This window comes from Vibrio crassostreae (assembly GCF_024347415.1).
GTDB classification, from domain to species: domain Bacteria; phylum Pseudomonadota; class Gammaproteobacteria; order Enterobacterales; family Vibrionaceae; genus Vibrio; species Vibrio crassostreae.
The window spans coordinates 531139-551240 of the sequence record NZ_AP025477.1 but is presented as its reverse complement, the minus strand read 5'-3'; the positions used below and the strand labels follow the sequence as shown (position 1 = coordinate 551240).

Genomic DNA, 20102 nt, shown 5'->3' with positions numbered 1-20102 from the left:
TCTACATGGCTTTAATGAGGGCAACTTTACGCTGCCCTATTTACTTGTTGGTTTAGACTAAATGTCGGTTCAGACTAAAACTAAGCTCTCTCGATTAAATCGAGCTTTGGTCGAAGTCGTTGCCTTGATCAGTTCCAGTTTGAGAATCTGAATCGAAGCTTCCAGAGTCGTCCGTGAAGTCAACACCTTGGTCTTGGCCTCCCGCACTTGTCCAGTCGCTGCCACCAGATTCCATACCCGCCATGTCCGGTTGCTGCTCTTGCGTAGAACCTTGCATGGTGTATTGATCATCGACTTCAACTTCAACAGAACCGCTAGCTCCGTCTATTGAGCTACCCAATTCGTCGTAACCTTGGAATTGGATCTCGCTAGTACCTTCGTAACCTTCTGGAAGTTCAACAGATACAGGCTGCTCTAAGTTGCCACTGATTGTGAAGCTACCATCACCGTTATCAAGTGCGTTGCTCACAGTAGCGCCCTCAGGTAAGCCAGACATATCAGCGTAATCAACCGATTCGTTACCACTCACCTCATCTGGAATCGAGATAGAGATGGTATCGCCCGGTGCCGCGGTTACATCGGCTGTACTGTCTTCAGTTTCAGCATCTTGAGCTTGGTCATCAGCTTGTTGAGCCACTTCCACTTGTTGCTCTTCTGTTGCTTGAGCAGCTTGGACTTGTGGTTCATCACTTTGTACTGAATCATCTTCAACTTGGATGCTTAAGCTGTGACTTGATACTTCACCGCCGTCGTTAACTTCAACATTCATCGCTAAATTGCCATCGAAGTCTTCGTTCGGCCAGTAAGTCCACTCACCTTCACCTGATTCGGCAAAGAAGCCAGCATCGTTCGCGTCTGCAACATCAACAACTTGTGCAGAATCACTCACGCCTAACTCATCCACCAGCTGTGCATCCGTGATAGTTAGTGAACCATCGTCAGCTAAGGCATAACCTTCGCTCGCCGCCGCTTCATCTCCGCCTTGGATATCCACATTGAAGAAGCTTTCGATGCGATTCTCGCCATCGGTCGCTATAAACCCAACTTGAACATCTCCGGTGTAGTCTTCAGCAGGTGTGAATTGGTAGTTACCTTGGTTATCGCTCTCTATTACGCCCTGACCTTCCATCAAGCTTACTGACTCAATGCTTAAGCTATCGCCTTCTGCATCGCTCAGGTTCGCTAACATGTCTTCATCAGTGAACGACAAGGTAGCATCTGCTGCAATTTCCGTCGTCGTGATGCTGTTAACTTCTGGTGCTGCATTCTCTTGCGAGTCGCCTTCTTTCACGACTACGCCAGTTTGCTCATCATGAAGCACGCCATCTTTGTCCACCACGTAAGCAATATCGGCTTCGCCAGTAAAGCCTGGTGCTGGTGTGAACGTCCAAGTGCCATCGCCATTGTCGACAATCTCACCTTGGCTGCGGTCGGCAAGATGAACCAGTTTCACTTCATCGTCGCTGTCAGCATCCACATTCTCAGCTAAACCGATTAGGTCATCCGCGGTTAGGATGATGGAATCACCCGCTACCGTTTCGAAGTCACCTGAATCGATGCCATCTTCGAACGCTTCTGGTTCATCTCCGTAATCAACCGTGGTTGCACTTACGGTTACGAAGAACTCACCATGGAAGTCTTCAGGAGGTGTCATTTGAATGTTTGAGATATCCCAGTCGAACAGGTCGATGTATTGACCCGGCTCAGTGATCATCACGGTGTTCACACCATCGGTTACCTCGAACCCAACAGGGAAACCTGTCATCACTAAGTTACTTAGTGTTTCTGAGTCATCGACTAGGCCAACGTTCAGTCCCAAGTGACCCGTTTCATCTTCACCGAAGACTAATGGACCATCATGGTCGGTTGATATAACCGCGCCATCTGCGACAGGACGTACGTACACCGGAACATCGAGAACCGTTTCGAACTCACCGTCACTTACGACAACTTGTAGGTCTGAAACGCCTGCAAAGTCACCCGCTGGTGTGAATGTCCAAGTGCCATCACCGTTGTCTGTTACTTCTCCGCCGTCTTCACCGTCGGCGGTGATAATGCGTGAAACAACAAGGTCTGCGGTATCAATGTCACCGAACAAGTTCATCAAGTCGCCAGCATCGAAGGTGAACGCGCCATCTTCGTCTGTGGTCATCATCGCGTTACCGACATTAAATGGAGCGTCGTTAACCGGAATCACATCCACATTTAGCGAGCCATCAATCACTTCTTCACCATCAGTTGCCTGATAACCCAGTTCTACCAAGCCGTTGAAGTCTTGAGTAGTCACTAAGTGATACATGCCGTCTGGTTGCTGAGTTAAGGTTGCATTCGCTGGAGCTCGAACTGTGATGCTCTCAATGCTGATCTCGTCACCATCAAGATCCGTCACTTGATCCGCAATGTAAGCTGGGTCAATCACCATGACCACATCTTCTTCGCCTTGCATCTCAATCATTGGAGCTTCAGGTGCATCATTGACTGGCGTAACATCGATGTTGCCGTCGACTGAAATTGTCTCTTGGCCATCGCTAACGTTAAACGTCATTGGCACATCGCCATTGAAGTTTTCGTTTGGCGTAAATGACCAAGTACCATCTTCGTTGTCTAGCAACTCACCTAAGCTAGGGTCGATTTGTAGACCAGAAGCCGACAGCTCGTCTGCGGTGTTATCGATGTCGGTAGCTTGAGCTAACAACATGTCTTGTGTGATAAGAATGGTGCTGTCTTCGGCTGTGGTTAGTTTCACATCCTCAGATTCAGGTCCATCGTTCACAGCCAGAACTTCGATACCTGCCGTTGTTGTTGCAGTCGCACCGTCGTCATCGGTCACGACCACATCTAGGCTGATATCACCATTGAAGTTCTCGTTTGGCGTGAAGGTCACAGACCCGTTATCGCTTTGAACCAAGGAGCCGTCAGAGCCTGAATAAGTCACGCTTTCAAGCGACACTTCACCATCAACGTCTGAGCTATTAGCAATTAACTGCTCAGGGCTGATTGTGATGGTGCCATCTTCGTTCATTTGGTAAGACGTTGAACCCGCCACTGGTGCATCGTTAATGTCGGTTACGGTCACATCAATATTGGCATCGACTGTCTCAGTGCCATCAGACACTTTGAAGCCAAGGTTTACATCGCCATTGAAGTTCTCGTTCGGAGCAAAGCTGTAAGTGCCATCACCATTATCAGTGAACACACCTTCTGCGCCCGTGTAAGACACATCCGTGATAGACAAGTCATCGCCGTCAATGTCTGCAGCGCCTGCTAGTAGGTCTGCATCCGTGAAGATTAACGTTCCATCTTCCTCAACGGTGAAGCTTTGGTCTTCTGCTGTCGGTAGGTCATTGACTGGGTTAACCGTTAGGTCGACGCCAGCTTGAACAGTTTCAAGGCCATCTGACACATCGAAGCTTAGGTCTATGTCGCCGTTGAAGTCAGCATCAGGAGTGATAGTAAATGAACCATCATCGTTCGCTGTTACGGTCGCATTATCACCCGCAGATAGGTTGCTTGCGGTCAGTGCATCACCATCAACATCGGATGCGTTAGCCAGCAACTGCTCTTGAGACAGCGTAATTGAACCGTCTTCATCAACCGAGTAAGCCACGTTTCCGGCCACTGGAGCATCATTAACAGCACTCACTTCAATACCCGCGGTAGTCTGAGCCGTCGCACCGTCGTCATCAATAACCGTCACATCAAGGTTGATGTCGCCGTTAAAGTTTTCGTTTGGTGCGAACGTTACCGAACCATCTTCATTTTGAACCAAGATACCGTCTGCACCTGAGTAGCTCACGCTATCAAGTGATACTTCACCGTCTACATCTGAGCTATTCGCAATCAACTGCTCAGGGCTCAATGTGATGGTGCCATCTTCGTTCATTTGGTAAGACGTTGCACCCGCCACTGGTGCATCGTTAACGTCTGTTACCGTTACGTCGATGTTTGCATCAACCGTCTCTGTACCGTCAGATACTGAGAAGTCCAGACTTACTTCGCCATTGAAGTTTTCATTTGGAGCAAAGGTGTAAGTACCATCACCATTGTCGGTGAACACACCCTCTGCGCCTGTGTAAGAGACATCAACAACTGACAGCTCATCACCATCTATATCAGAAGCGCCCGCTAGCAGCTGCTCATCTGTGAAGGTTAATGAACCGTCTTCTTCAATGGTATAAGCCACATCTTCAACAACCGCGACATCATTCACTGGGTTAACAGTAAGGTCTGCCGTTGCGACAACCGTTTCAGTACCGTCAGACAGGTCGAAGCTTAGGTCAATGTCGCCATTGAAGTCAGCATCTGGTGTGATGGTAAATGAACCATCCTCGTTTGCCGTTACTGTTGCGTTGTCACCTGCCGTTAGGTTTGCAGCCGTAAGGTCATCGCCATCCACATCAGAAGCTTGAGCCAGCAATTGCTCTTGGCTTAGGGTGATTGAACCATCTTCATCCACTGAGTAAGCCAAGTCACCAGAGACTGGAGCGTCGTTGACTGCGATAACGTCAACACCCGCGGTAGTTTGCGCGGTTGCACCGTCTTCATCGGCAACAGTCACATCTAGGCTGACATTACCGTTGAAGTTTTCGTTTGGTGCGAAGCTGTAAGTACCATCACCATTGTCAGTAAAGATACCGTCTGCACCCGAGTAAGAAACATCACTAACGGATACATCACCTTCAATGTCAGAGCTGTTCGCAAGAATCTGAGCATCAGAAATCGTAATGACGTTATCTTCGTCAACACTGTAGGTTGTTGAACCTGCAACCGGTAGGTCATTAACAGCAATGACATCGATGCCTGCCGTTGTTTCAGCCGTTGCGCCATCCTCATCCATAACAGACACATCAAGACTGATGTCGCCGTTAAAGTTTTCGTTTGGCGAGAATGTGTAAGTGCCATCACCATTATCTGTAAACACACCATCTGTGCCGCTGTAGCTAACGTCGCTAACAAAGACATCCCCTTCAACATCCGAGCTGTTCGCCAGAAGTTGTGTATCGCTTAGGGTAATACTGCCATCTTCTTCAACGGTGTAAGCAGTAGTGCCTGCAACCGGTACGTCATTGATAGGAACAACTTGAACATCAATGTTTGCCGATACAACATCGGCGCCATCGCTGACATCGTAAGTAAGGTCAACGCTGCCATTGAAGTTTTCGTTTGGAGCGAAGGTGTAAGTGCCATCGCCGTTATCCGTGAACACACCGTCGGTGCCTTCGTAGTTAACAGATTCAACAGAAAGGTCGTCGCCATCGATATCCGTCGCACCAGCCAGTAACTGTTCATCAGTGAATGTTAACGAGCCATCTTCATTAATGGTGTAGTCGTGGTCGTAAATAACAGAAAGATCGTTGACTGCTGTTACGGTCACATCTAGCTCTGCCGGAGTCACTCCACCGTTACCATCATCCACGTTGTAACTAATGGAGAATTCACCATTGAAGTTCTCTTCCGGTGTAATGGTGTAAGTACCATCACCATTGTCAGTGATAAGAGCGTTGTCGATGGAGATATCACCCACACTTGGTTCGTTACCACCCGTCTCATCAGAACCATCACCTTCATCGCCGGTTAGCAATTCAGAGATATCAATGCCGTTTTCATTCGCGAGCGCTTCTTCTGCCGTTGGCAAGTCGAATGCATTTTGAGTGCCTACATCTTGGCTTGGAACAATAACGCCGTTCACGATATCGAATACATGCCAGTGATCACCCGATGGGTTATCAGACAAATCAGGGCTGAAGGTTTCAATCAATGTATCGCCTACGAAGACCTGAACTTGCACATCTTCAACACCGTCCACATCCCAACTTCTGCTGGTGTAGTTGTGAACTGAATAGTGCATGTCCGCATCTTGGTAGTTTGGAATGGTGATGGTTTCAGGACCACCGCCATTCGTGTCATCCACATCTTGCTGAACGACATTACCTTCGCCCAAATCGTGGCTCATGTCGCGATAGTAAATATGGTCTAGCTCATTGCCATTCTCTGTATCGTAGAGCCATAGGTGGTTGTCCATATCACGTGGGCTTTCACCCCATGTGACCACGATACGCATATCTGTTTCTTCAAGCACTTCCGATATTGCGGTTACGCCACCATTGGTATCTTCACCTGCTGGAACTAAGAAGCTGCTAGTAATAGAGCCTTCTTGTTCAATAGTTACGGTACCTTGGTCAACAACTGGGCCGCTCACAGAGTAGTTACCAGATTGATCCGTCACCGCTGTGTAAGAGTGACCGGCATTGTCGGTTAGCGTAACGTCCGCACCTACGATTGGATTGCCGGTTTCAGCATCCAACACGGTACCGGTTACCGTCGTTTCATCACCCGGTTCTCCGATAATTGCGGTCATGTCATCATCTTCGATGTCAGTCGCGAATTGTAAGAGCTCTTCTTGAGTAATGGTGTACGAACCATCTTCTTCAATGGTTATTGCCACATCAGCAGAAACAATTGGCGCGTCGTTAACTGGGTCAACCGTTAGACCTAAGTTAGCGGCAATTGGTGTGTCGCCATCGCTAATGCTGTACGCAACATCGATGTAGCCATTGAAGTTTTCGCTTGGAGTGATAGAGAACGTGCCATCGCCATTATCGACAATCGTTGCATCGTCACCCACTAAGGTTAAGTCGGAAGCGACAAGATCATCGCCCTCAATATCAGCGGCATTCGCAAGTAGCTGCTCCTGCGTGATAGTGATGACATTATCTTCATCAACGTTCGCGTAAACATCGGATGTCGTTGGCAAGTCATTGACTGGGTTTACCGTCAGATCGGCGTTCGCCACAATTGACTCAGTGCCATCCGAAATATCAAAGCTTAGGTCGATATCGCCATTGAAGTTCGCATCTGGCGTTACCGTAAAGGTGCCATCGCCATTATCAACAACGGTCGCATTATCACCCGCACTTAAGTTGCTTGCGGTCAGGTCATCGCCATCCACATCAGATGCTTGAGATAGCAACTGTTCTTGAGTCAGAGTAATCGAACCATCTTCATCAATGCTGTACGCCAAGTCACCCGATACTGGTGGATCATTGATTGGTAGAACATCAATGCTTGCGCTGGTGGCTACTGTCGCACCGTCTTCATCAGTCACCACTACATCAAGGCTTACATCACCGTCGAAGTTTACGTTTGGTGCAAAGCTAAATGTTCCATCACCATTGTCAGTGAAGATACCGTCAGCGCCTGTGTAAGTAACGCTATCAATCGCCACTTCGCCTTCAACGTCCGAAGAGTTTGCCAACAGCTGCTCTGAACTGATGGTGATAACTTCATCTTCGTTCACTGAATAGCTGGTCGAGCCAGCAATTGGTGGATCATTAACCTCAAGAACGGTAATTCCCGCGGTAGTCGCTTCAGTTGCACCGTCTTCATCAGTAACAACAACAGCTAAGCTCACTTCGCCATTAAAGTTCTCGTTTGGTGAGAAGGTGTACGTGCCGTCACCGTTGTCTTCGAACACACCATCACTGCCAGTGTAAGACACGCTATCAATCGCCACTTCACCTTCAACATCAGAAGAGCTAGCTAATAGCTGCTCGTTACTAATGGTGATTGAGTTGTCTTCATGAACCGTGTAAGACGTGCTGCCTGCCACTGGAGGATCGTTCTCTGGTGTGACACTCACATCAATGTTGGCTTGAACCGTATCTGTGCCATCTGACACATCAAAGCTAAAGTTCACATCACCATTGAAGTTCTCGTTAGGTGCGAAGCTGTAACTGCCGTCGCCATTATCAGTAAGAACACCATCAGCACCTGTGTAAGTCACACCTTCAACCGTTAGGTCATCACCTTCAACATCCGTAGCACCCGTGAGTAGGTCTTCGTCTGTGAAGTTAAGAACACCATCCTCACCAATTATGAATGCTTGATCTTGTGGCTCTGGCGCGTCATTGACTGGTGTTACCGTCAAGTCTAGGCCAGCTGCCACCATGTCTTCCCCATCGGTTACATCGTAACTAAATTCGATATTACCGTTGAAGTTTTCACTCGGTGTAATGGTGAAACTGCCATCGTCGTTCATTTGAACGGTCGCATTTTCGTCATTGGTGGTTAGGTTGATTGCTGATAGGTCATCACCATCAATGTCAACAGCGTGCTCTAGCAACTGCTCTTGAGTTAGCGTGATGCTGTTGTCTTCGCCTGTCACAGCACTGATGTCACCATCAACTTCTGGAACATCGTTCGCTGGCGAGATGTGAATCGTCACATCTTGCGTTGCCGTTGCGATGGTGCCCGTATCAACATCAGTCGATGTCGCATTAACGGTTAGTACCACATCACCATTGAAGTCACCTGAAGGGATAAACTCTAGCCCTTCAAGTTCTTCTGGTTGTAGAGACCACGTGCCATCGCCGTTGTCGGTACCTGCAGAAAGCGAACTTCCCTCTGGTACATCTTCAATCAAGATAGCGAGATTTTCTGAACCATCGGTATCGGTTAACGCCGCATCAATATCCAATGGTACTGGCGTATCTTCGGTACCAATAATTTGGTAATCCGCATCAGACACTGTGATTTCAATGTTATCGATGCCAAACGACTCATCACTCACACCTTGGTTCAAGGTTGAACCGAAGCCTAACTCAAGTTGACCATCTTCAACTGGTACGGTTAGGTTGATTTGGTGTGCTTGGTCGTTCCAACCACTGAAGCCTTCACCTTGCGACACGCCGTGAACAACTTCACCCACTTCATTGCCCGCTGAATCGTACAACGTTGTCGTGCCATCTTGAGTTTGGAACGCCGAGTTGTCTAACGAAGTAAGCTCTTCGCCGCCGACAAAGATTTGGAACGACTCACCATCCCAAGAATCAATTTCGTAGAAACTGAACGAGATATTAACTTCGCTCACATCACTTGGAATGTCGTAAGTTTTGCTGACTGCTTCATCGCCACCAGTGCCACCAATACGACCTAGCATGTCACCTGATTCGAAGCCTTGTGAGCTTTCAGTACCCGTATTCCAGCCGTTCGAGCCAGACTCGAAGTTGTCTGAAGCAATCACCAAGTCAGACGCAATCGACAGCTCTGGCATATCAACCACAGATTGAACATCAATCGTCGCTTCTGCTGGTACTATCGCTGTGCCGTCATTCACATCGAAGGTCACATTCACATTGCCATCGAAGTTTTCATTCGGAGCAAATGTGTAAGTACCGTCGCCGTTATCAACCAGTGAACCACTGTCAGAAGCGACATTTTCGACCGACAAGTTGTCGCCATCAATATCGCCTGCATTTTGCAGCAGTTGCTCTTCTGTGAAGGTAAAGCTCGTGTCTTCTTGAGTCACAAACTGTGGCTCACCGACAGTTGGCAAGTCGTTGACTGGGTTAACCGTTAGGTCAGCCGTTGCTTGAAGCGTCGCATCACCATCGGTAATGTCGAAGTTCAAATCAATGTCGCCATTGAAGTCAGCATCTGGCGTGATAGTGAAACTACCATCATCGTTCGAAGTAACGGTCGCATCACCGCCAACAGTTAGGTTAGCCGCTGTTAAGTCGTCGCCGTCAACATCGCTCGCTTGAGCAAGTAATTGCTCTTGGCTCAAGGTAATTGAACCATCTTCGTCCACGCTGTACGCCAAGTCGCCCGATACCGGAGCATCGTTCACAGGCAGAACATCAATGTTTGCAGTGGTAGTTGCGGTTGCGCCGTCTTCATCAGTAACGACAACATCCAGGCTGACATCACCATCGAAGTTCGCGTTTGGTGCGAAGCTAAATGTGCCATCACCATTGTCAGTAAAGATACCGTCGGAGCCTGTGTAGTTAACGCTATCAATCGCCACTTCACCTTCGATATCAGAAGCATTCGCCAACAGTTGCTCTGAACTGATGGTGATAACTTCGTCTTCGTTCACTGAGTAGCTGGTTGAACCCGCAATTGGCGGATCATTCACCTCAAGTACAGTAATACCCGCGGTTGTCGCTTCTGTTGCACCCTCTTCATCGGTAACGACAACATCTAGGCTAACTTCACCGTTGAAGTTTTCGTTTGGTGAGAAGGTGTAAGTACCGTCACCGTTGTCTTCAAAGACACCATCAGCGCCAGTGTAAGTCACGCTATCGACTGCCACTTCACCTTCAATGTCTGAAGAGTTAGCGAGTAACTGTTCGTCGCTAATTGTGATTGAGTTGTCTTCATGAACAGTGTAAGACGTGCTCCCCGCAACAGGCGGATCGTTCTCTGGTGTCACGCTGACATCAATGTTGGCTTGAACCGTATCCGTGCCATCTGACACATCAAAACTGAAGTTCACATCACCATTGAAGTTCTCGTTTGGCGCAAAGCTGTAGCTTCCGTCGCCATTGTCAGTAAGAACACCGTCGGCGCCAGTGTAAGTCACACCTTCAACCGATAGGTCATCCCCATCGATATCGGTAGCACCTGTTAGCAAGTCTTCATCTGTGAAGTTCAAGATGCCGTCTTCGCCAATGCTGAACGTTTGATCTTGTGGTTGTGGAAGGTCATTAACTGGATTAACGGTGAGGTCAGCCGTCGCAACCAGCGTATCGGTACCGTCGCTAATGTCGAACGTTAGATCAATGTCGCCATTGAAGTTCGCATCTGGCGTAATGGTAAAGCTACCATCATCGTTAACAACAACTGTCGCGTCTCCATCAACCACTAAGTTAGAAGCAGTAAGGTCGTCTCCGTCTACATCGCTAGCTTGAGAAAGAAGTTGCTCTTGGCTCAAGGTAATCGAACCGTCTTCCTCTACGCTGTATGCCAAGTCTCCTGATACTGGTACGTCGTTGATTGGTAGGACATCAACCGTAATATGAGTATCAACTTGAGCGCCGTCTTCATCTTGAATGGTCACATCCAACTGCACTTGGCCATTGAAGTTTTCATTCGGTGCAAAGCTACATGTGCCGTCACCATTGATTGAGAAGATTCCGTCTGAACCGTCGTAGTTGATCTCAACTAGTTGTACGTCACCTTCAATATCAGAGGCGTTCAGCAGAACTTGAGACTCATTAAAGGTCAGTACCGAGTCTTCATCGATAGTGTAAGACGTTGGGCCAGCAACTGGCGGATCGTTCACTTCTAGAACCGTAATGCCCGCAGTCGTCGATACGGCTGCATCGTCTTCATCCACAACAACCACATCAAGGCTAACTTCGCCATTGAAGTTCTCGTTTGGAGAGAAGGTATATGTGCCGTCACCGTTGATTTCTAGAACACCGTCACTGCCACTATAGGTAACACTATCAATCGCTACTTCACCTTCAATATCTGAAGAGTTCGCTAGCAATTGTTCGTTACTGATCGTAATGGAGTTATCTTCATGGACCGTGTAAGACGTGCTACCCGCCACTGGAGGATCATTCTCTGGCGTCACGCTGACATCAATGTTAGCGGTTACCGTATCGGTACCATCTGATACATTGAACGAGAAGTTCACATCACCATTGAAGTTTTCGTTTGGCGCGAAGCTGTATGTACCATCGCCATTATCGGTTAGAACACCGTCTGCGCCAGTGTAAGTCACACCTTCAACGCTTAGGTCGTCCCCTTCAATGTCCGTCGCACCTGTTAATAGGTCTTGGTCTGTGAAGGTTAATACACCATCTTCATTGACTATAAATGCTTGGTCTTGTGCTACTGGACCATCGTTCACTGGTGAAACAGTTAGCTCTAGATTGGTAGAGACAACATCATCACCATCAGACACATCAAACGTAAAGCTAACATCGCCATTGAAGTCAGCATCTGGCGTTAATGTGTAAGTACCATCACCGTTATCTGCGATAGTCACATTGTCATCATCAGTCGCTAAGTTAAGCGCTGTTAGTTGGTCGCCATCTAAATCACGAGCATTAGCTAACAAGTCTTCTTGCGTAATGATGATAGAACCATCTTCTTCCACTGTTGCTGCAACAGGAAGTGCTTCAGGTGCATGCTCAATGTGTGCGCCTGTCGCGTTAATGTAAATGGTTTGGGAAACCGTTTCAGAATCATCATTCGATAACTCTGTTGCGGTTGCAGTTACATGAACTTCAAGCTGTTCGTTGAAGTCTTCTGGTAACTGGATCTGTAGCGCATTTTCGATAGCCGTTGTTGGTAAGTTCACCGTACCATCAGGGCCAACCGTCACTTCACCGCTGTAGATTTGGCTGTTCACTTCACCGACATCGATTGTGAAATTGAAGTCTGAAAAGTCAGCATCACCGCCGCCATACAAATCTTCAAATCCGTAAACGAGCTCGCCATCTTCATTAACCGTCGTGCGAGTATGCTCGATACCATCTTGGTTTAGCTGAGAGCTTGAACCACCATGGAAGATCGCATCACCATTCTGCCCTTGAACTACAGTTTCAGTGCCATCGGCAGCAATAAATACAAGTTGAGGATCAACCGTATCCATGTTCGCGGGCGAACCATCCGCTGCGCGGAACTCGTACTGACCTTCCTGCATCGCGTCAAAGTCATTGTGCTGATGTCCGTTTGGAATCAAGAACAGGTTGAAACTTTCACCTTCTTCAACTTGGAAGCTGAACTGGTCTTGTCCTGGAACAAGGTCACCGCCGCCACCAACTTGTGATGCATTTTCATAGACAACTTCAACACCCGTGATATTACCGTCTTCGTCAACTTTGTAGTAACCCGCTGCGTTTTGGTAACCTGCCGTTTCACCTTCAAACGTTACTGTAATTTCAGTGTCGTTATAACTGGTGATACCGTTCTCTTGGTCATTCAGAACGCCTTCGTTATCGTATTGAATAACCGAACCTTCTGGCACACCATCTACGGTTACGGTAAGTGTTTCAGACAAGTCTTGGTCGACAAGCGCCGCTGCAATGTTCAGTTCAACAATGCCGCCTGGCTCAACCAAAATAGCTTGGTCATCAACGTTAACGCCGTCGCCATCGGTTATCACAAGATCCGGTGCATCCGCGACCGCTTCAATATGAACGCTAAGGTCTTGTTCTACCTCATCAGTGCCGTCGGTAACCGTAAAGCTGAACTGCAGGTCACCACTAAAGTGTTCTTCAGGAACGAAGCTAAACGTGCCATCACCGTTATCGGTTACCGTGCCTTCCTCACCAGAGTAATTGATGCTGGTAACGCTAAGGTCATCGCCATCAATATCAATCGCACCGCTCAATAGATCTTCTTGAGTGAACAGGATGCTGCCATCCTCTTCGATGTGATACATGCCTGGGGCAACAATTGGAATGTCATTCACCGGATTCACGGTCAATGTCATGTCATTGGCGGTACTGAGTTCACCATCACTCACCTCATAGGTGAATGCGATATCACCATTGAAGTTTTCCGAAGGAGTCACTGTGTAAGTACCATCGCCATTGTCTACGATACTTGCATTCGGATCGTTGGTTTCTAGAGCGCTCGCAAACAGCTCATCGCCATCTTGGTCACTCGCGTTCTCCAGCAACATCGCTTGTGTAACGAGAATTGAACCATCTTCGTCGACATCCGCAACCATTGGCGTTGCTTCTGGCGCATCATTAACGAACTCAACTTTTAGGTCGATGTTTGCAGCCACCACGTCGGTGCCGTCACTCACATCAAACGTTAAGTCAACATTGCCGAAGAAGCCCTGCTCTGGCGTTAATGTGTATGTGCCATCACCATTGTCTGTCACATCTACCGTATCACTAGCACTTGTCACGTTCAGTACAGAAAGCTCATCACCTTCAACATCTGTCGCTTGTGTTAATAGTTCAGCTTCTGTAATGGTGATCGCTTGACCATCTTCCGTTGTGAAAGACATGTCTGGAACGTCTGGTGCATCATTGATTGGGTTTACGGTTAGATTGAGGTCAGCAGCAACAGTTTCGATCGCGTCAGTGACATCGTAAGTAAATTCAATTTCACCAAAGAAATCAGCACTTGGTGTAATAGTGAAGCTACCGTCTGGGTTTTCTACAACAACCGCATTTGGATCGTTGGTCGCAAAGTTAACCGCTTCAAGGTTATCGCCATCGACATCCGTTGCATTCGCTAACAGATCCTCTTGAGTGATAGTGATTGAACCATCTTCATCAACAGCGGCTTCAATTGGACCGCTAACTTCAGGGCCTTCGTTGACAATTTCAACGTCTACTCTTGCAGTACTTGGTGCGCTTGCTTGACCGTCACTGATATCGAAGGTCAGGTTCACTTCACCGTAGAAGTCCTCTGCAGGTTCGAAGGTAAAGGTATTATCACCATTATCCGTTAACGTACCTTGTGTTTGGTCTGCAAGTAATAGGTTTTCGACATGAAGAATGTCACCATCAACATCGGTCGCGCCAGACAATAGGTCTTTCGCTTCGATGATCATAGAGCCATTTTCAAGCATTTGGGTGTGCAATGGTTCGCCAGGAACTGGCACATCATTGACTGGTACAACCGTTAGGTCTAGGTGGGTTGCAACTTCATCAGTACCATCAAACACCTTGTAATCAATGTCGATTTCACCATTGAAGTTTTCATTCGGCATGAAGGTAAATGTACCATCACCATTGTCGACTAAATCACCGTCATCACCACCGTAAGTGATGTCAGAAATAGACAGCGCATCGCCTTCTACATCTGTAGTGTTCGCCAGTAAATCATCAGCACTGAACGTAATACCTTGGTCTTCGTCTGTCGATAGAACCATTGGACCAGAAACGATTGGCGCATCATTCACCGACTCAAAGTTGATGTTAATGATGTTATCATCAGTCAATTCACCATCAGAAACTTGGTAACCCAGCTCAATTTCACCGTAGAAGTTTTCATCTGGTGTCACCGTCCAAGTACCATCACCGTTGTCAGTGAGTGTTGCATGCTCTGAGTTTTCACCCACCAGCTCTAGATTCTGAATATCAAGATCATCGCCATCAATGTCTGATGCTTGAGCCAGTAATTGTTCTTCAGTAATCACGACAGAAGCAAACTGAGCTGAACCTTCAGTATCGATCGTGATATTCGGCAGATCAGCCGTTAGCTCGATTTCGTTGTCACCGGCATGGATGTTCAATTCAACCGTTTCAGTGATTTCTGAACCGTCTACCCCAATCGATGTGAACACGGCTTCATCATGACAAGTTTGTGACACTGTCATGTTTTGAACAACATAAGTACCATTTCCTTGAACTGTGCCGAGTTCAAAGTAAGACACTGGTTGGTCAACGGTTAACGTGTAATCCGTCTCGAAAGTACCACGGTCTTCTTTGTGGTAAGTCATGGAGTCAATCATGTCGCCATCTTCATTGAAGGCGCGAATTTCGACTTCAGTAAAGTGACGAGACTCTTCCATGAACCAGCCACCCAAACCATCTAGGTGGAAGCTGATTTCATTGATGTCTTGACCTTCAACCGAGATAGTCAGTTTTTCATCACCACTCAAGCCTTGACGGTCAGTATCACCGATACCATGACCAATGTGCGTATTCCCATTCCATGCACCAAGAGGATCATCGTTACTTTGAACCGTAACCGTTAAGTCGCCATCCGAGAACTCACGAGTGTAAGGGTCAACTTCTGTACCCCAATCGTCTACGCTCGCGTTATCGTCGAAGGTACCAATTTGTGTAGTATGCGTGCCTTCAGCTAAAGCGTCTTCACTTGGTACAAAGCGCACTTCTGTATCGGCAGGAACTTCTTGCCCAACTTCGAGTACTACCCACTCATTATTAACATTCGCTTCAATGATGCCGTTTTCTGGCGCTTGGTCTAAACGTAGTGCAGGTTCTTCACGAAGCGTCACACCAACCGTTTGATCTTCTTGCGCTTGGATGAAGATCTCTTCGCCCGCTTCTGGCGCATCATTAACTGGATTAACCGTTAGATCGAGTGTGGTCAGAACTTCATTGTCACCATCACTGATGCTGTATGTGAAGTCCAACTCGCCATTGAAGTTCTCGGTATGCGTGATAGTGAATGAACCATCGTCATTCGCAACAATTGTCGCGTCAGGGTCGTTGGTTTGAAGGTTAGACGCCGTTAACTCATCACCCTCAACGTCAGTAGCATTCGCAAGCAACTGTTCTTGAGTAATAGTGATTGAATTATCTTCGTCGACTTCAACCTGAATACCAGACGTTTCAGGGCCGTCATTGACAGCAATAACATCAATGCCTGCTGTGGTAGTCGCCGTTGCACCATCTTCATCAACGACAACAACGTCCAGTGAAATGTCACCGTCGAAGTTTTCATTTGGCGTGAAGGTGTAGGTGCCATTGCCGTTATCAACGAACGAACCATCGTCACCAGCGTAAGTAACGCTCGATAGAGCAACATCACCCTCTACATCTGAAGAGTTAGCTAATAACTGTTCATCACTGATCGTGATTTGGCCATCTTCTTGAACTGTATAAGCTGTCGAGCCCGCTACAGGTGGATCGTTCTCCGGCGTTACACTTACATCAATATGGGCGGCTGTTGAACCCGTGCCATCAGAAACATCAAATGAGAATTGAACATCACCATTGAAGTTCTCGTTTGGTGCAAAGCTGTAGGTGCCATCACCGTTATCACTCAGTACACCGTCTGCACCTGTGTAAAGCACATTTTCAATCGACAGGTCATCCCCATCAATATCCGATGCTCCAGTAAGTAGGTCTTCATCGGTAAACAGTAATGTGCCATCTTCTTCAATTGTGAACTGTTGATCTTGCGCTTGTGGCAAGTCGTTCAACGGATTAACTGTAATATCGAGACCGACTTGAACCTCACCACCATCGTTATCGATGATATCGAAGCTTAGGTCGAGGTCGCCGTTGTAATCAGCGTCTGGTGTAATGGTGTAGCTACCATCGTCGTTTTGTTGGATGGTTGCGTTTTCATCGGTCGAAAGGTTAATAGCTTCTAGGTTTTCGCTATCAATATCACCAGCTCGCGCAAGTAATTGCTCTTGGCTTAGTGTGATTGAGCTGTCTTCGTTGATGGTGTAAGCCAAATCGCCCGATACTGGTGGATCGTTAATTGGCAGTACATCAACATTAATCTGTGTCTCTACCGTCGCACCTTCTTCATCTTGAATGGTCACACCCAATTGAACCTGACCATTGAAGTTTTCGTTTGGTGCAAAGCTACATGTACCATCACCATTTACAGTGAAGATACCGTCTTCCCCATCGTAATTGATGCCGACTAGTTCTACATCGCCTTCGACATCCGAAGCATTAACAAGAATCTGAGATTCACTGAACGTCAGTACCGAATCTTCGTCAATGGTGTATGACGTTGGACCTGCGACCGGTGGATCATTCACTTCTAGAACGGTAATACCCGCGGTGGTTTCATCAATCGAACCATCTTCATCAGCAACAATCACGTCAAGGCTGATATCGCCACTGAAGTTTTCATTAGGAAGGAAGGTGTAACTGCCGTCACCATTGTCTTGGAACACACCATCCGTACCACTGTAGGTCACGCTATCAACCGATACCGCACCTTCAACGTCAGAAGAGTTTGCTAACAATTGCTCATCAGAAATTGTGATGGCGTTGTCTTCGTTGACCATGTATGAGGTTGAACCCGCAACTGGCGGATCGTTCTCAGGTGTCACACTCACATCAATGTTAGCATTGACCGTTTCTGTGCCATCAGACACATCGAAACTGAAGTTCACATCGCCATTGAAGTTTTCGTTTGGTGCAAAGGTATAAGTACCATCACCATGGTCTGTTAATACACCGTCACCACCTGTGTAACTGATGCCTTCTACGGTGAGGTCGTCGCCATCAATATCAGTGGCACCAGTAAGCAGGTCCGCGTCGGTGAATTGAAGCGTACCGTCTTCTTCAATGCTGAATTGTTGATCTTGAGGAACCGGTAAGTCATTGACTGGATTAACCGTAAGATCGGCGGTTGCTTGAACCGTGTCAGTACCATCCGTGATGTTGAATTGAATATCAACGTCACCATTGAAGTTCGCGTCTGGAACAATGGTAAAACTGCCATCATCATTAGCGGTTACCGTTGCGTTTCCATCAACCGTTAGGTCGCTCGCCGTTAGGTCATCGCCCTCAACATCAGATGCTTGAGACAGTAGTTGTTCTTGACTCAAGGTGATTGAACCATCCTCATTAACGTTGTAAGCCAAATCACCCGAGACTGGTGCATCGTTAATTGGCAGAACATCCACGTTGATGACGGTATCAACTTCTGCACCATCTTCATCACGAATGGTCACATCAAGTTGAACTTGGCCATTAAAGTTCTCATTCGGAGCAAAGCTGCAAGTGCCATCACCATTTACCGAGAAGATACCGTCAGGGCCGTTGTAGTTAATACCAACAAGCTCAACATCCCCTTCTACATCAGAAGCATTCAGTAGCACTTGTGACTCACTGAAGGTCAGTACTGAGTCTTCATCAATGGTGTAAGACGTTGGGCCAGCAACTGGCGGATCGTTCACTTCAAGTACAGTAATACCCGCAGTTGTCGCATCGGTCGCGCCATCTTCATCAGCAACCACTACATCAAGAGCAATTTCGCCATTGAAGTTCTCGTTTGGCGAGAAGGTATAAGTACCGTTACCGTTGATTTCAAGGACACCGTCACTACCAGAATAAGTCACGCTATCTATTGATACATCCCCTTCGATATCAGAAGAGTTCGCCAATAATTGTGCATCAGAAATGGTAATCGAGTTGTCTTCATTAACCGTGTAAGATGTAGAGCCTGCAACTGGCGGATCGTTCTCTGGAGTTACGCTGACATCGATGTTTGCAGAGACAGTGTCAGTTCCATCAGACACATCGAAGCTAAAGTTAACCTCACCATTGAAGTTTTCATTTGGCGCAAAGCTGTATGAGCCATCACCATGGTCCGTCAGTACCCCATCCGTCCCTTCATAACTGATGCCTTCAACCGTTAAATCATCACCCTCAATATCAGTTGCGCCGGTAAGTAGGTCTGCATCAGTAAATTGTAGAGTTCCATCTTCTTCAACACTAAATTGTTGGTCTTGAGGAACTGGCAAGTCATTGATTGGATTAACGGTCAGGTCAGCCGATGCTTGAACCGTGTTGGTACCATCGGAGATATCAAAGCTGATATCGATGTCGCCATTGAAGTTCTCATCTGGTGTGATTGTAAAGCTGCCATCGTCGTTTTGAGTAACGGTCGCATCACCACCAACCGTTAGGCCACTAGCAGTTAGATCATCGCCTTCCACATCTGATGCTTGAGAAAGCAGTTGCTCTTGGCTTAAACGAATCGAACCATCTTCATCGACTGAGTAAGCTAAGTCACCCGAAACTGGCGCATCATCAACCGCAGTTACGCTGACATCGATGTTCGCAGAGACTGTATCGGTACCATCAGACACATCGAAGCTGAAGTTTACATCACCATTGAAGTTTTCATTTGGAGCAAAGGTGTAAGTGCCATTGCCGTTGTCGGTAAGAATGCCGTCGCCGCCATCGTAGGTCACACCTTCTACAGAAAGGTTGTCGCCTTCAATGTCTGTCGCACCTGTTAGCAGGTCAGCATCAGTGAACATCAGCGTACCATCTTCTTCAACGCTGAACTGCTGGTCTTGAGGAACTGGCAAGTCATTGATTGGGTTGACGGTTAGGGCAGCAGACGCTTGAACCGTATTGGTGCCATCTGAGATATCGAATCTGATATCGATGTCGCCATTGAAGTTCTCATCTGGCGTGATGGTAAAGCTACCATCCACGTTTTGAGTAACCGTCGCATCACCATCAACCGTTAGGCTGCTTGCAGTTAGGTCATCGCCTTCAACATCAGATGCTTGAGAAAGCAGTTGCTCTTGGCTTAGACGGATAGAACCATCTTCATCGACTGAGTAAGCTAAATCGCCAGATACGGGCGCATCATCAACCGCAGTTACGCTCACATCGATATTCGCAGATACCGTATCGGTACCATCAGACACATCGAAGCTGAAGTTTACTTCGCCATTGAAGTTCTCGTTTGGTGCGAATGTATATGTGCCATTGCCGTTGTCGGTCAGGATACCGTCACCGCCATCGTAGGTAACACCTTCAACAGAAAGGTTGTCACCTTCAATGTCTGTCGCACCTGTTAACAGGTCTGCATCTGTGAAGATGAGCGTGCCGTCTTCTTCAACACTGAACGGTTGATCTTGAGGAACTGGCAGGTCATTGATT

The 20102-nt window shown here is 47.4% G+C and carries 1 protein-coding gene; it reads right to left on the bottom strand.

Features of this window, described 5'->3' with window-relative positions; translation table 11 throughout:
- Window positions 1-94: 94 nt before the first annotated feature.
- The gene (locus OC193_RS18120; protein ID WP_456156609.1) at window positions 95-20092 is read right to left on the bottom strand and encodes a tandem-95 repeat protein; all 19998 of its coding nucleotides are present in this window, start codon (window positions 20090-20092) and stop codon (window positions 95-97) included.
- Window positions 20093-20102: the final 10 nt, after the last annotated feature.